14 protein-coding genes are annotated in these 15,431 nt (G+C 61.3%); 12 read left to right on the forward strand and 2 right to left on the reverse strand.

Annotation, left to right across the window (positions count from 1 at the left end):
* Positions 1 to 203: 203 nt before the first annotated feature.
* Entirely contained in the window at positions 204 to 953 is a 750-nt protein-coding gene (locus Q8O69_RS07130) for a tellurite resistance TerB family protein (RefSeq protein WP_275961598.1), read from the forward strand.
* 91 nt (positions 954 to 1,044) lie between these two features.
* Entirely contained in the window at positions 1,045 to 1,839 is a 795-nt protein-coding gene (locus Q8O69_RS07135; protein ID WP_305590777.1) for a hypothetical protein, read from the forward strand.
* Between the two features lie 3 nt (positions 1,840 to 1,842).
* Here the strand turns inward: Q8O69_RS07135 and Q8O69_RS07140 are convergent, their stop codons facing one another.
* Positions 1,843 to 3,480, reverse strand: a complete 1,638-nt coding sequence (locus tag Q8O69_RS07140; RefSeq protein WP_305590778.1) for a diguanylate cyclase domain-containing protein — start codon at positions 3,478 to 3,480, stop codon at positions 1,843 to 1,845.
* Positions 3,481 to 3,650: 170 nt separating this feature from the next.
* On the opposite strand from Q8O69_RS07140, the gene prfB reads away from it, so the two are divergent.
* From prfB to Q8O69_RS07175, 7 genes are all read left to right on the forward strand, one after another.
* Positions 3,651 to 4,746 (forward strand): peptide chain release factor 2 gene (prfB, locus tag Q8O69_RS07145; protein WP_275961078.1). Its coding sequence is split into 2 segments (ribosomal slippage): positions 3,651 to 3,722 and positions 3,724 to 4,746, totalling 1,095 coding nucleotides; the frame shifts between segments, so codons are not numbered across the junction.
* A gap of 61 nt (positions 4,747 to 4,807) precedes the next feature.
* A complete protein-coding gene (lysS, locus tag Q8O69_RS07150; RefSeq protein WP_275961079.1) occupies positions 4,808 to 6,325 on the forward strand; it encodes a lysine--tRNA ligase in 1,518 nt (505 codons plus the stop codon).
* Between the two features lie 157 nt (positions 6,326 to 6,482).
* On the forward strand, positions 6,483 to 7,196 hold the full coding sequence (locus Q8O69_RS07155; RefSeq protein ID WP_090387928.1) for a TetR/AcrR family transcriptional regulator: 714 nt from the start codon (positions 6,483 to 6,485) through the stop codon (positions 7,194 to 7,196).
* A 42-nt stretch (positions 7,197 to 7,238) separates the two neighbouring features.
* Positions 7,239 to 7,790, forward strand: coding sequence for a hypothetical protein (locus Q8O69_RS07160; RefSeq protein WP_304865448.1), 552 nt, complete (start codon positions 7,239 to 7,241; stop codon positions 7,788 to 7,790).
* Between the two features lie 20 nt (positions 7,791 to 7,810).
* A complete protein-coding gene (locus tag Q8O69_RS07165) occupies positions 7,811 to 9,106 on the forward strand; it encodes a flavohemoglobin expression-modulating QEGLA motif protein (RefSeq protein ID WP_305590780.1) in 1,296 nt (431 codons plus the stop codon).
* A gap of 139 nt (positions 9,107 to 9,245) precedes the next feature.
* Positions 9,246 to 9,992 carry a TIGR00266 family protein gene (locus Q8O69_RS07170; protein WP_305590782.1) on the forward strand — a complete coding sequence of 249 codons (747 nt, stop codon included), beginning with the start codon at positions 9,246 to 9,248 and terminating at the stop codon, positions 9,990 to 9,992.
* 91 nt (positions 9,993 to 10,083) lie between these two features.
* On the forward strand, positions 10,084 to 10,389 hold the full coding sequence (locus tag Q8O69_RS07175) for a hypothetical protein (RefSeq protein WP_090387930.1): 306 nt from the start codon (positions 10,084 to 10,086) through the stop codon (positions 10,387 to 10,389).
* A gap of 2 nt (positions 10,390 to 10,391) precedes the next feature.
* On the opposite strand, the gene Q8O69_RS07180 is transcribed toward Q8O69_RS07175, so the two are convergent.
* Complete coding sequence (locus Q8O69_RS07180; RefSeq protein WP_275961083.1) at positions 10,392 to 10,733, reverse strand: pilin assembly protein; 342 nt, start codon at positions 10,731 to 10,733, stop codon at positions 10,392 to 10,394.
* Between the two features lie 154 nt (positions 10,734 to 10,887).
* Here Q8O69_RS07180 and ppc point away from each other — a divergent pair, with 154 nt between their 5' ends.
* From ppc to Q8O69_RS07195, 3 genes are all read left to right on the forward strand, one after another.
* Complete coding sequence (gene ppc, locus Q8O69_RS07185; protein ID WP_305590784.1) at positions 10,888 to 13,524, forward strand: phosphoenolpyruvate carboxylase; 2,637 nt, start codon at positions 10,888 to 10,890, stop codon at positions 13,522 to 13,524.
* A 245-nt stretch (positions 13,525 to 13,769) separates the two neighbouring features.
* Positions 13,770 to 14,417 (forward strand): adenylate kinase, encoded by a 648-nt coding sequence (gene adk / locus Q8O69_RS07190; protein ID WP_305590786.1) that lies wholly within the window; start codon positions 13,770 to 13,772, stop codon positions 14,415 to 14,417.
* Between the two features lie 194 nt (positions 14,418 to 14,611).
* The gene (locus tag Q8O69_RS07195) at positions 14,612 to 15,397 is read left to right on the forward strand and encodes a 5'-nucleotidase, lipoprotein e(P4) family (RefSeq protein ID WP_305590788.1); all 786 of its coding nucleotides are present in this window, start codon (positions 14,612 to 14,614) and stop codon (positions 15,395 to 15,397) included.
* Positions 15,398 to 15,431 lie beyond the last annotated feature (34 nt).

The following is a 15,431-nucleotide window of genomic DNA, read 5'->3' on the forward strand; positions in this document are numbered from 1 at the left end:
CAAATATAGATCGACTATCGGCAGAATGTGATGGTGACCACTATTTGACATATTTGTAGTCGGATAACCGACGAATAGCCGGTTTTCCTGGCTTTCACGTCCGTTGGCAATCTTTCGAAGCACTCTGGCGTTAGGTGGCGAGAAACCTCCGTCTCTAGAATCAGTCTGTGTGCTTGCACAACCATTTTTAGGGAGAGCGTTTGATGATTACCCGTGGCTTGCTTGATCAGTTGTTGAAATCCGGCCAGGACCTGATGCAGCAGAAATCCGCCGGCAGTTCCGCTGGTGGCTCGGCCGGTGGCCTAGGCGGCGCTCTGGGCGGTTTGCTCGGCGGCGCCGGTAAAGGTGGTCAGGGCGGTGATCTCGGCACTCTGCTCAAAGGGGCGGGTGGTGGCGCGCTGGCAGCCGGTGCGCTGGGCATGCTGCTGGGCAACAAGAGTGCGCGCAAGATGGGCGGCAAGGCGCTGACCTATGGCGGCCTGGCCGCGCTTGGCGTGGTTGCCTACAAGGCCTACAGCAACTGGCAGGCGCAACAGGCCAGTGCACCACAGGCGGAGCCGCAAACCCTGGATCGCTTGCCGGCACCGCAGGCCGAGCTGCATAGCCAGGCGATTCTCAAGGCACTGGTCGGCGCGGCCAAAGCCGATGGCCATGTCGATGCCCGCGAGCGGCAGCTGATCGAAGGCGAGCTGGTCAAGCTCACCACTGACGCCGAATTGCAGCATTGGCTGCAGGCCGAATTGAACAAGCCGTTGGACCCCGCCGAAATCGCCCGTGCGGCCAGCACGCCGGAAATGGCCGCTGAAATGTATATCGCCAGCGTGCTGATGGTCGATGAAGAGCACTTTATGGAGCGCGCCTACCTGGAAGAGCTGGCTCGTCAGCTTAAGCTCGATCCAGCGCTAAAGGCCGAGCTTGAGGCCCAGGTGCGTCAGGAATTGGTGGTTGGCTAATAGCGCGTAGCGGCCATCTGCCAAGGGTTCTGGCCGCTAGCCGGCGGCCTGCCTATAATCGGCGCCTTTCCTCGCTATGGATGGACGCCCGATGCGCCGTACCTACACGAATTGCCTGCTGAGTCTGGCGCTGGTTCTTTTCAGTGCAATCGCGCAGTCCGCGCCTGACGTAGCCTTGACTCAGGTACAGCACGCGCAGGTGCAGGTGTTTCGCGCCAGTACCGATCTGTTTATCCACCGTGGTGAAGGCGGGCATGCCGAACTGGCAGCCAAGGTGCAGGCTGACCTAGGCAAACTACGTGAAAGCATGGCGACCTTGCAGGCGCAGCCGCTGACCGATTCGGCGCGCTTGGCGATGGAGCAATTACAGCCGTCATTGGCCGTTTTTACCGCGCTGGTCGAGCAGACTTTGGCCTATAACCCCAGCGAACCGGACCTGCCATGGGAGTTCAACTTCCAGTACAGCAAGGCCCTGCGTGAGTTGGTGGCGGCCCTGGAGGCACTTGAGCAACAACTGCTCAAAGGCCTGGCGCAGCCATTGTCAGCGGCAGATATGCGCTTGCAGAGCCTGCCGGCCAAGGTGCAATACCTGGCGGCGCGTTACACCGCTCGGGCTTACGTTGGTGATATCGAGACCCTGCCTGAGCAACAGCAGCATTACCTGAATCAGGATATCGACGTGCTGGCCAAGCAGGTCGATGCCGAACTCGCCAGCTTGGCCACTGAGTTGACCGGCGAGCAGCAACAGCGTTTGCAGCGGGCGCAGACGCGCTGGAAATTTATCTACTCGCGCCTGGTCGGCTACAACGACAACCTGGTGCCGTTGGTGGTCGAGCGGCATGCGGCCGAGATGGCGGATCAGTTGCTGCGCCTGCGGGCTAAATAGTCCTCAGTTTTTGTAGGCCGAGTGGAACACCGCGCAGTTTTTGCCGGCATGTTTCGCTCGGTACAGAGCCTGGTCGGCCAGTTCCAGCGCCTCGGCCAGGTTGCTACTGTCCAGTGGCCAGAGCGCGCCACCGATGCTGCAGCCAACCTTGACCTGATTGTTACCCAGATCGACCGGCGCACTCAGCGCCGCCAGGGTGCGTTCGGCCACCAGTTGCGCTTGCCCCAGGGCTTCGCCACTGGGTACTTGCAGCACCATCAGAAATTCGTCACCGCCCAGGCGCGCGACCAGATCGCCTTCGCGTAGGCAGCTGCGCAGACGCACCGCCACTTCACGTAGCAGCTGATCGCCCGCGGCATGGCCGAACTGGTCGTTGATCGGTTTGAAACCGTCCAGATCCAGATAAAACAATGCCAGGCAATTGCTGTTGGCCTGGCTGCGTTGTTGCGCGCGCGGCAGGTAGCTTTCCAGGGCGACGCGGTTGGGCAGACCGGTGAGTGCGTCGTGGTGGGCAAGATTTTCCATGACGCCGAGGGCGTTTTGCTGGTGGGTCAGGCTTTCCACCAGGTGGCGAATCGAGTTGCTCAGAATTTCGATCTCGCGGGTGCTTTTCAGCTCGGGAATCACGCTGATTTCACCGGCGCTAAGGCGGTCCGCTGCCTCGGCAATCTGCCGCAAGGGGCGGGTGAAATAGCCGGTCACCAGCCAGCCGAACAGGGCGAACAGCAGCGCCAGGCCGCTACCCCACAGCAGGATATAGCGCGTGGTCTCGCGCGCCGGGGCATAGGCCTCATCCAGCGGCTGACGGGCGATCACCGTCCAGCCCAACCCCGGGTAGTCCATATGGCCCTGGCTTAGCGCCAGGCCGGTGAGGTATTGCTTGCCGTTTGGCCATTCCTGCACGGCCCAGAGGTCCTTGTGTTGCGTTACTTCGTTGAGGGCGGGCAGGTGCAGGCGCTGGCCGATCATTTCCTTGGGGGCGAGCAGCACGGTGCGGTCCCGGCCGATCACGAAGAACTCGACATTACGGCGCTTCTGGATCGGCTCGAGGATGGCCAGGCGTACTTCATCGGCCCATGACCAGGACAGGTGCGAGGCCAGTACGCCCACCAGGCTGCCGTCGGGAGCAAACACCGGCAGGCTGATATCGACGAATTTCATCGCCTCACCCGTCGGGTTGGGCAGCAGCTTGGCCAGCAGCACGGCTTCATGCACGTCACCGATAAACACGTCTTTCTGCGCCTCCAGATACACCGGGCGCTGGGCGATGCTGACACCTTCCAGCACACCATTGCTGGAAGCCAGCACCGTGCCTGTGGCGTCGGTAAAGCCGATCCAGGCGATGCTGGGGAATTCAGCCTGCAGGCGGTCGAGCAGTACGCGAACCTCGGCGATATCGTCCGGCTGGCTGAGCGCGCGCAGTTTGCCGATCACCTGCAGCATGGCGGCGCGGCTCTGCATGTCGCGATCCAGGCGGTCAACCATCATAAAAGAGACTTCGGCAAGATCGCGGCCGACCTCTTCGCGAATGCGCTGGGTGGCGTCCTGGCCAATCAGGGTGCCGAGCAACCAGCTCAGGCTGGCGACAAGAAGGGCGATCAAAATGGCGAAACGACTACGCAGGCTGTGCGATGAGCGCATGGCACGACGGCTCCTGTGGGCGGGTAGCTGGTTTACAGATGCGTTTGAGTATAGTGCGCCGTTGGTCTGCCTTGCTGTGTGCCAGCGCCAATTGCCGGCTGCAAGGGCTGATTTGATTGGGCTATACTCGCCGGCTTTTCCGAAAGTTTGACCTACGAGTGCTGCCAGCCATGGAAATCAACCCGATCCTTAATAGCATCAAGGACCTGTCCGAGCGCACCCAGACCATTCGGGGGTATCTTTGACTACGATCACAAACATGATCGTCTGGTCGAAGTAAACCGCGAACTCGAAGACCCCAACGTCTGGAACAAGCCCGAATATGCCCAGAGCCTGGGCCGTGAGCGCGCCACGCTGGCGCTGATTGTCGAAACCATCGACGATCTGACCGGCAGCCTGGCCGATTCGCGCGACCTGCTCGATATGGCCGTCGAAGAAGACGATCAGGGCGCGGTCGACGACGTCGCCGCCGAAATCGAACGCCTGCGCGACATTCTCGAGAAGCTGGAATTTCGCCGCATGTTCAGCCACGAGATGGACCCGAACAACTGCTACCTGGATATCCAGGCCGGCTCTGGCGGCACCGAGGCGCAAGACTGGGCCAACATCCTGCTGCGCATGTACCTGCGCTGGGCCGACAAACGCGGCTTCAGTGCCGAGATCGTCGAGCTGTCCGAAGGTGAAGTCGCCGGGATCAAGGGCGCCACTGTGCATATCAAGGGCGAGTACGCTTTTGGTTGGCTGCGCACCGAAATCGGCGTGCATCGGCTGGTGCGCAAGAGCCCGTTCGACTCAGGCGCTCGCCGCCACACCTCGTTCTCGGCGGTATTCGTGTCGCCCGAGATCGATGACAAGGTCGAGATCGAGATCAACCCGTCTGACCTGCGCATCGACACCTACCGCTCCTCCGGCGCCGGTGGTCAGCACGTCAACACCACCGACTCGGCGGTACGTATCACTCACGTACCGACCAACACCGTGGTGGCGTGTCAGAACGAGCGCTCGCAGCACGCCAACAAGGACACCGCGATGAAAATGCTGCGGGCCAAGTTGTACGAGCTGGAAATGATGAAGCGCAACGCTGCGTCTCAAGCTCTGGAAGACTCCAAGTCCGACATTGGCTGGGGCCATCAGATCCGCTCCTACGTGCTTGATGACTCGCGCATCAAGGATCTACGGACCGGCGTCGAGCGTAGCGATTGCCAGAAGGTCCTCGATGGCGACCTCGACCAGTACCTTGAGGCCAGCCTCAAGCAAGGCCTGTAATACCTTTCGATTCCGCCCTCCTGAGAGGGCGGCAACGACCCCGTGATGGAAACCGATGACCATGAGCGACCAACAACTCGACCCACAAGCCCTTTCCCACGAAGACCAGCAGCAGGAAGAAAACAAGCTGGTTGCCCAGCGTAAGGAAAAGCTTGCTGCTATCCGTGAGCAGGGCAACGCCTTCCCGAATGACTTCCGCCGCGACAACTACTGCGCTGATCTGCAGAAACAGTACGCCGAGAAGACCAAGGAAGAGCTGGCCGAGGCGGCTATTCCGGTCAAGGTGGCTGGGCGCATCATGCTCAACCGTGGCTCGTTCATGGTGATTCAGGACATGACCGGGCGCATCCAGGTCTACGTCAACCGCAAGACCCTCTCGGAAGAAACCCTGGCCGCGGTGAAAACCTGGGATATGGGCGACATCATCTCCGCCGTTGGCACCCTGGCCCGTTCCGGCAAGGGCGACCTGTACGTGGAAATGACCGATGTGCGCCTGCTGACCAAATCGCTGCGCCCGTTGCCGGACAAGCACCACGGCCTGTCTGACACCGAGCAGCGCTACCGCCAGCGCTACGTTGACCTGATCGTCAACGAAGACGTGCGCCAGACGTTCCGCGTTCGCTCGCAGGTTATCGCGCATATCCGCAGCTTTCTGATGAAGCGCGACTTCCTCGAAGTGGAAACGCCGATGCTGCAGACCATCCCAGGCGGCGCGGCGGCCAAGCCGTTTGAGACCCACCACAACGCCCTGGATATGCAGATGTTCCTGCGTATCGCGCCGGAGCTGTACCTCAAGCGCCTGGTGGTGGGTGGTTTCGAGAAAGTCTTCGAGATCAACCGCAACTTCCGTAACGAAGGCGTCTCGACCCGGCACAACCCCGAGTTCACCATGCTCGAGTTCTACCAGGCTTACGCCGACTACGAAGACAACATGGACCTGACCGAGGAACTGTTCCGCGAGCTGGCTCAGCTGGTACTCGGCACTACCGACGTGCCTTATGGTGACAAAGTGTTCCACTTCGGCGAGCCGTTTGTGCGCCTGTCGGTGTTCGACTCGATCCTCAAGTACAACCCTGAGCTGACCGCTGCCGACCTGACCGACATCGACAAGGCCCGCGCCATCGCCAAGAAGGCCGGCGCCAAGGTGCTGGGCTTCGAAGGCCTGGGCAAACTGCAGGTGATGATTTTCGAAGAGCTGGTCGAGCACAAACTGGAGCAGCCGCACTTTATTACCCGCTACCCGTTCGAAGTGTCGCCGCTGGCCCGTCGCAGTGATGATGATCCGAGCGTTACCGACCGCTTCGAGCTGTTTATCGGTGGTCGCGAAATCGCCAACGCCTACTCCGAGCTCAACGATGCCGAAGACCAGGCCGCGCGCTTTATGCAGCAGGTGGCCGACAAGGACGCCGGCGACGACGAGGCCATGCACTTCGACGCCGACTTCGTCCGCGCCCTGGAGTACGGCATGCCGCCAACCGCTGGTGAGGGCATCGGTATTGACCGCCTGGTGATGCTGCTGACCAACTCACCGTCGATTCGCGACGTGATTCTGTTCCCGCACATGCGCCCGCAAGCCTGATGTTGCTAAGCCGCCTCCGGGCGGCTTTTTATTACCTGGTTTTTTCTAGCCTGCCAGCCACGGCAGTCATTTTTTATTAGCGCCCAGTGGATTATTTTTGCGATTTACTGACTAAGTCATTATTAATCGTGAATAAACGACAGAGGATCGTCTTGCTGTGACAGCCAAGCCCGCCCAAGAAAGCGCCACCCTGGTGGCCAACGCCGTCGCTGAGAGCGTGCAGTACCACGGCCGCAAAGCCAGCCGACAGGGCAGTGAACAGCGCCGCCAGGCCATTCTCGATGCCGCCATGCGCATTATCGTGCGTGAAGGCGTGCGCGCCGTGCGCCACCGCGCGGTGGCCGCCGAGGCCGAAGTGCCGCTGTCGGCGACTACTTATTACTTCAAAGACATCAACGACCTGATCACCGATACCTTCGCTCAGTTCGTTGAGCGCAGCGCGGCGCATATGGGCCAGTTCTGGAGCAGTACCGAAGGCTTGCTGCGTGAGCAGGTCAGCCGCCTGGATGGCAGTGCCGAGGCGCGTCGGCGTCTGGCCAATGAGATTGCCCGCTTGGCGGTGGAGTACGTGCGCCAGCAATTGCTGACCCGCCGTGAGCACCTGCTGGCCGAGCAGGCCTTTCAGCAGGAGGCCCTGCTTAACCCGCGCCTGCACGGCTTGTTACGCGCCCATCGGCAGATTCTGCTGCAGGGTGTGACGCACTTCTTCGAGGTGCTGGGCTCGCAGCAGGCAGAGCAGGATGCCAAGCTCTTGACGGCGATTATTGTGCGCATGGAGTATCAGGGCCTGCTCGATGGTGTCGATCATCTGGACAGTGAAGAGATGTTGGCCATGCTTAAACGTTATATGCATCTGGTACTGGGCCTCTAACAGACCTGTTAACCCGGTCAATCCGTTCACAAGGAGAGCTGAATGAAAGCCTGGCGCGCGCTGCTTGCCGTGTCCTTCCTGTTGCTTGGTGGCTGTCTGGTGACCTTCAAGGACCCGATTCCCGCCAATGAAGCAGCCCCAATTCCCTTGCTTGGCGAATGGTCGCGCAAGAATGAATGGGGCGAGCAGCTGTATCTGCAGATCACCCGTGCCGGCTCCAACGTCTACAAGGCGCGGGCCTATGTCGACAGCCTGGATAACCTCGACAGTGTTGAGGAGTACGGCTTTACCGTGGCCCACCATGGCCGTCGCTGGTACCTCTCGGCGGGCTTGCCGAAAAGCCTGGGGGCGAACTTCGCCATCGCCGGTTTCGAGCTGACCACCAGCAATGAGCTGGTGATCTACAACCTGGATGTCGACCGGATTCTTCAGGAGCTGGAGCAGGGCGCCTTGCAGGGCGAGGTGATTGACGGCGCCGAAGGCGATGGCGTGCTGATCAGCAGTCCGCTGGAGCAGGTGTTCAGCTACCTCGACGATCAGGCCAATTCGGATGTATTTATTGAAGTCGCGCGTTATCAGCGGGCGGGTGACTAGCAGGTTGTGGTGAGGAAAGCATGAACAGTCATACCGGGTTGGACGATTACCAGTTGATCGTGCGCGCGTTGTCCGACCGTTTGGTCGACGCGCAAACGCCGATTCGCGTGCTGGATGCGGTGAAGTGGGATGACTCGATCCGCAGCGAGTTTCTCAAGCACAAAGGCAAGAAGCTGCCCGCCGTTGACCGTGGCTACTACGCCAACCGGCCGCTGCCCTTTGATGCGTCGGCGAAGAAGCTGGAATTCCAGAATATCGAGCGCGACATCACTCGCCAGCTCGGCCAGTTCAACCCGGTGGGCAAGATCATGCGGCGCATGTGCCGCGAGTACCGCATGGTCATCCGCATGCTTGAAGCGCGCGGCACCGAAGACTTCGGCCTGATCAGTCAGGAACTCTACGGCGCGGCGTCCGATGCCTTCCATGCCGGCGACCCGACCCTGGCCGATCTGGGTCTGATGTTTTCCGATTTCCTCAATAACATCGACAAACGCGGCGACCTCAAGGACGAAGCCAAGACCCTGACTGCCAAGGAGGCCGTCAACCTGCTGCAGCATCGCCTGAACAAGGTGTTTGGCGAGGAGGAGGGCACCATTCGGGTGTTCGAGTCCGACGGTATTCTTGCCGACGCCGCAGCCGGCGCCGATTACATCAAGATTCGCGCCGATGCCATGTTCAATGATCGCGATGTAAAAGCCCTGGAAGTGCACGAGGGCTTGGTGCATGTGGCGACCACGCTGAACGGGCTGAACCAGCCGATCTGCACCTTTCTGGCCAAGGGCCCGCCCTCGTCCACGGTGACTCAGGAAGGCCTGGCGATCCTGATGGAGGTGATCACCTTCGCCTCCTATCCAACCCGTTTGCGCAAGCTGACCAACCGCACCCGCGCCATTCATATGGCCGAAGAGGGCGCGGATTTCCTACAGGTGTTCGACTTCTACCGCGAGCAGGGTTTCAGCCAGGAAGACAGCTACAGCAACGCCAACCGGGTGTTCCGTGGCTCCACCCCCAATGGCCTGCCTTTCACCAAGGACCTGTCCTACCTGAAAGGCTTTATCATGATTTACAACTACATCCAGCTCGCTGTGCGCAAAGGCAAGCTGGAGCAGATTCCGCTGCTGTTCTGCGGCAAAACCACCCTGGAAGACATGCGCACCCTGCGCCAGCTGGTGGATGAAGGGCTGGTTGTTGCACCCAAATACCTGCCGCCGCAGTTCAGCGACCTCAACTCGTTGTCGGCCTGGATGTGCTTCTCCAATTTCTTGAACCACCTAAGTCTTGATCGGATAGAGGCCGATTACGCCAATATTCTCTGATGGAGTAATCCCTGTCGTCGGGTGTAGGAGCGGTCCATGACCGCGATAAGCCATGCACCCCAAAGGCATCGCGGGCATGGCCCGCTCCTACGAACTCACAGCCCCGCATACCTGTTTACCTGTCGCCAAGGAGCCCTGCATGCCCAGCCATCAACTCGACTACGAAATCCTCGGCGCCTCCGCGCAGAGCGTGGAAATCATTCTTGATCCGGGTGAAACGGTGATCGCCGAAGCCGGGGTGATGAATTACATGACCGACGGCATCCGCTTTGAAACGCGCATGGGCGATGGCGCGGCCACGGGCGTGCTGGGCAAGCTGTGGAGTGCTGGCAAGCGCATGCTCACGGGTGAGTCGCTGTTTATGACGCACTTTTCCAATGCCGGCAAAACCCTGGCGCGCGTAGCCTTTGCTGCGCCGTACCCCGGCACCGTGGTGCCGATTCAGCTGGCTGAGCACGGCGGCACGCTGATCTGCCAGAAGGACGCCTTTCTCTGCGCGGCTCACGGCACTGCGGTCGGCATCAGCTTTAACAAGCGCCTGGGCGCCGGGTTCTTCGGCGGCGAGGGCTTTATCCTGCAAAAGCTCGAAGGCGACGGCCTGGCCTTTGTGCATGCCGGCGGCACGGTGATTCGTAAGCAGCTGAACAACGAAACCCTGCGCCTGGACACCGGTTGCCTGGTGGCCTTTACCAGCGGCATCGATTACGACATCGCCCTGGCCGGCGGCCTGAAAAGCATGTTGTTCGGCGGCGAGGGCATCCTCCTCGCTACGCTCAAGGGCACAGGTACCGTGTGGGTTCAGAGTCTGCCGTTCTCACGCCTGGCCGAGCGTGTGTATGAAGCGACCTTCAAGGCCCGCGAGGAAGTACGCGCTGGCGGTAAATGATGCGGCAATCTGGGCCTTTGCAGGGGTGAGTGTTTGCTGCAAGCTGCGCCGCCTGTGCTAGCCCGCTAACTGAAAAATCCGAGAGCCTGTTATGAGTGAAGTAAACCCCATCCCGCTGATCCTCACTGGTATCGGCAGCATCTGCGCCACGGTGGCTGTGCTCGGCTATTACGGCTACCTGCATATCGCCAAGCCGGAAGATGCCTTGCTGCTGTCCGAGTTCACCATGCTCAAGACGGTGCCCGGTGAGGATTACAAAGTCTCGCTCAAGCCTGCCAGCCAGGTCGCCCAGTGCATTGATGGCGTGCTGGTGCTGTTTGATCTGGAGCAGAAGGGCCTGAGCGGCGTGCTGGTCGATCAGCGCAAGCAAGCCGTGCGTTGCAGCGAAGGCCAATAGTCTTAGCCCGCCTGTTTTTGCTGCTCGCTAAGGCGCTGCAAATGCCGGCGTGACAGGGCGAGAAAGCGCGGTGTCAGGCCGATGTCTTCATACAGCGGGTCGCCCTGTTCATCGCTGGCCACCACCTTACTGCCCTGAACGTAGGGCAGGCTGGCCTCCAGCTCATCGAGCGCCGCGCCGAGCAATTCGCCCAGCAGCTCTTCAACGTGGTGCTTGGGGTACATCTCCTGCAGTGCCGCCAGGCGCGCGGCGGCTTCCAGATCAAGCCTTATCTGATAAGGCGTTACGCTCAGCCGCCCCTGGGCATTTTCCTGCCAGTGCTGAACAAGCTCGCGAATCTTCATGATTGCCTCGTGTCTGTTCTGTGCCCGCCGTGTTTTGGTGGGCTGCACAGTTAAGACTAGTGCTTAGGCCGATAAGTGCGGCCTGTGCGTCGCGCACTTGTAAGAAGTTGGCGCGCTGGGCACTCTGGAGACAGGATCAGCGGAGGCAAGACTCATGGCAGAAATCGACGCGCGTCTGCGCGAGGACGTCCACCAGCTCGGCGAGCTACTGGGTAACACCATCAGCGTGCAGCATGGCGCCGCCTTTCTTGACAAGATCGAGCGCATTCGCAAGGGCGCCAAGGCCTCGCGCCGTGGCTCGCAGGAGGGCGCGGAGCAACTCAGTGCAACCCTGAATCAACTGGACGATGACGAGCTGCTGCCGGTGGCACGGGCTTTCAACCAGTTCCTCAACCTGGCCAATATCGCCGAGCAGTACCACCGCGTGCGCCGCCGCGCGCCGGGTGAGGCGCAGCCGTTTGAAGACAATATCCTCGCCGAGCTGCTGCAGCGGTTGTCCAGCAACGGCCACAAGGGCGAGGCTCTGGCCCGTCAGTTCGGCCGTCTAGATATCGAGCTGGTGCTGACCGCACACCCCACCGAAGTAGCCCGGCGCACCCTGATCCAGAAATACGACGCGATGGCCGAACAGCTGGCGGCCGGCGACCACAGCGACCTGTCGGCTGCCGAGCGTGAGCAGGTTAAACAGCGCCTACAGCGGCTGATTGCCGAAGCCTGGCACACCGAGGAAATCCGCCGCAGCCGGCCGAGCCCGGTGGATGAAGCCAAATGGGGCTTTGCGGTGATTGAGCATTCGCTCTGGCATGCCATCCCCAATGTGCTGCGCAAGGCCGATCAGGTGTTGCACAGCGCCACCGGGTTGCACCTGCCGCTGGACGCCGCGCCGATTCGTTTCGCCTCCTGGATGGGCGGCGACCGTGACGGCAACCCCAATGTCACCGCAAGCATTACCCGCGAAGTGCTGCTGCTGGCGCGCTGGATGGCGGCGGACCTGTACCTGCGCGATGTCGATAACCTGGCTGCTGAACTGTCCATGCAGCAGGCCAGCCCGGCGCTGCTGGCGCGGGTGGGGGCGAGTGCCGAGCCCTATCGCAGCCTGCTCAAGCAGCTGCGTGAGCGTCTGCGCGCCACCCGCAGCTGGGCTCAGGCCGCGCTGCATGAGCAGATTCCAGCGCCCGCCGCCGTGCTGCAGGACAACCGCGAGCTGCTGGAGCCGCTGACCCTGTGTTACCAGTCGCTGCATGAATGCGGCATGGGCGTGATCGCTGATGGCCCGCTGCTCGATTGCCTGCGCCGCGCGGCGACCTTTGGGCTGTTTCTGGTGCGTCTGGATGTGCGTCAGGACTCCAGCCGCCACGCTGCCGCCATGAGTGAAATCACCGACTACCTCGGCCTGGGCCGTTACGCCGAATGGGATGAAGAAGCGCGCCTGGCGTTCCTGCTGAAAGAGCTGGAAAACCGTCGGCCGCTGTTGCCGGGGCACTTCAAGCCCAGCGGTGAAACCGAGGAGGTGCTGGCCACCTGCCGTGAAGTCGCTGGCGCGCCCGCTGCATCCTTGGGTTCTTACGTGATCTCCATGGCTGGTGCGGCCTCCGATGTGCTGGCGGTGCAGCTGCTGCTCAAGGAAGCCGGCTTGCAACGGCCGATGCGCGTGGTGCCGCTGTTTGAAACCCTGGCCGACCTGGACAACGCCGGTCCGGTGATCAGCCGGCTGCTGGCGCTGCATGGCTATCGCGCGCGCTTGCATGGGCCGCAGGAGGTGATGATCGGTTACTCCGACTCGGCCAAGGACGCTGGCACTACCGCGGCGGCCTGGGCGCAGTACCGCGCCCAGGAAACCCTGGTGCAGGTGTGCCGCGAGCAGGATGTTGAGCTGCTGTTGTTCCACGGTCGCGGCGGCACGGTAGGGCGTGGCGGTGGCCCGGCGCATGCGGCGATTCTGTCGCAGCCGCCGGGGTCGGTGAAGGGGCGTTTCCGCACCACCGAACAGGGTGAAATGATTCGTTTCAAATTCGGCCTGCCAGATATCGCCGAACAAAACCTCAATCTGTACTTGGCCGCGGTGCTGGAAGCCACCTTGTTGCCGCCGCCCAGCCCGGAGCCGGCCTGGCGCGAGTTGATGGACAAACTGGCCAGCGATGGCGTCAGCGCCTACCGCGCGGTGGTGCGTGAACACCCGCAATTTGTCGACTATTTCCGTCAGGCAACGCCAGAGCAGGAGTTGGGTCGCTTGCCCTTGGGCAGCCGCCCGGCCAAGCGCCGCGAGGGTGGGGTGGAAAGCCTGCGGGCGATTCCATGGATTTTCGCCTGGACCCAGACCCGCCTGATGCTGCCTGCCTGGCTGGGCTGGGAAGCGGCGCTGGATAACGCTTTTCAGCGCGGTGAAGGCGAGCTGCTTGGGCAAATGCGCGAGCACTGGCCGTTCTTCCGCACGCGTATCGACATGCTGGAGATGGTGCTGGCCAAGGCCGACGAGTCCATCGCCCAGTTGTATGACGAGCGTTTGGTCGAGCCGGCCCTGCGTCCGCTGGGCGAGCATCTACGCGGCCTATTGTCGCAGGCGGTGGCCGCAGTGCTGGGTTTGACCGGCCAGTCGCAGCTGCTGGCGCACAGCCCGGAAACCCTGGAGTCGATCAGCGTGCGCAACACCTACCTGGACCCGCTGCACCTGCTCCAGGCCGAGCTGCTGGCCCGCTCCCGGCTGCGCGACAATCAGGCTGACAGCCCTCTGGAACAGGCCTTGCTGGTCAGCGTGGCGGGCATTGCGGCCGGTTTGCGCAATACCGGCTAGGTGGATTGATAAGGGCAGTCGTGCTTTCGGCGGTGCAGATGTAGTGCGCGGCATAAAGCACTACCTGCTAGAAGTGGTCGCAGGTGTATCCGACTTTCGGTGGCTTGTGCGCTATGGGTGCGCTGTGTATCTTGAGCGGCCTTTCGGCACTCTGGCCCAGTTTGGCAGCGCTGCTTGAACAATTCTGAGATTGGCCCCACGAGGCGAGTCCGACGATTTTTACTTAAATCTTGAGGAGCACATCGATGCGTGTGATTTTGCTGGGGGCGCCCGGTGCCGGTAAAGGTACCCAAGCTGGTTTCATCACCAAGAAATTTGGTATTCCGCAAATCTCCACCGGTGACATGCTGCGTGCTGCGGTCAAGGCCGGCACTGAACTGGGCCTGGTTGCCAAAAGCGTAATGGACAGCGGTGGTCTGGTCTCCGATGACCTGATCATCAACTTGGTCAAAGAGCGCATCGCCCAAGCCGACTGCGCCAATGGTTTCCTCTTTGATGGTTTCCCGCGCACCATTCCTCAGGCTGAAGCCCTGAAGGAAGCCGGCGTGGTCATCGACAACGTGGTCGAAATTGCGGTTGATGACGAAGAAATCGTCGGCCGTATCGCCGGTCGTCGCGTGCACCCGGCGTCGGGTCGCGTCTACCACACCGAGCACAATCCGCCGAAAGTTGCCGGTAAGGATGACGAAACCGGTGACGAGCTGATCCAGCGCGAAGACGACAAAGAAGAAACCGTACGTCATCGCCTGTCGGTCTATCACTCGCAGACCAAGCCGCTGGTGGACTTCTACCAGAAGCTCGCTGCCGCTGACGGCACGCCGAAGTACAGCGCCATTGCCGGCGTTGGTTCGGTCGACGAGATCACTGCCAAGGTGCTTGCAGCTCTCAGCTAAGCCTTGCTGCAGTCAGCCAACGGCCCGCTTTTGCGGGCCGTTGTCGTTTCTGCGTTTGGCGCGCTGGACTCGCTGAGCGTCGTTCATAGAACAGTAACCTTGCTCGCCTAGGCTAGCATCGGTTCTGGTCTATACCACGATGAGGGGTCATAGACTTTATGCCTTTACCCATACTAAGGAAGAGAGCGCAGTCAATGACCGAGAAAACAGCAAAGAGTGCCATCTGGTTGGGCCTTGCGTTAGCGCTGGTGGGGAGCCCTGCGGCCTTCGCCGAGACCCCGGCGAAACCCAAGACCGATTGCAGCGTTGCCGAGTTCACCATGGGGCTGCGCTTCCAGCAGCAATCGGCGGAGGTTCAGGCCTTGCAGCTGCAGGCCTACAACATTGCGACGCTGAAACTGGATGCGGCGGTGGCCGCGGCGAAAGATCCGTCCAAGCTGGCCATCGTTACCGATCTGGATGAAACCGTCATTGATAACAGCGCCCTGTTGGCGCGCGATCTGGCCAACTGTCACACCTATGACGCCTGGGACACCTGGCTGCCCTGGGAGCGCGACGGCACTCCGGCGCTGATCCCCGGCGCCAAGCAGTTCCTGCAGCACGCCGACAGCCTGGGCGTGACCATCCGTTATATCTCGGACCGTGCCGACGAGCAGAAGCCACACACACTGGCCACCCTGAACAAGCTCGGCTTGCCGCAAATCTCTGAACAAAGCGTGCTGTTGCTGGGGCCGCCCAAGGTCGAGCGCCGTGCCATCGTCAGTGCTGATCATCAGATCGTGTTGCTGCTGGGCGATACGCTGCATGACTTCGATGGGCGCTTCCGCAAGACACCACTGGCCGATCAGCGCGCCACCGTCGCTGCCGAATCAGGCAAATGGGGCACCGAGTGGATCGTCTTCCCCAATGCCGGCTACGGCGCCTGGTCCAAGGCACCTTTGCAAGGTTGGGACGCCAAGACCGTTATCGAGCCCTGGTAAGCGCTTTACTCTGGCAGCAGCGGGGCTGTTCGGG

The sequence above is a fragment of the Pseudomonas sp. genome (genome assembly GCF_030690725.1).
Lineage (GTDB): Bacteria > Pseudomonadota > Gammaproteobacteria > Pseudomonadales > Pseudomonadaceae > Aquipseudomonas.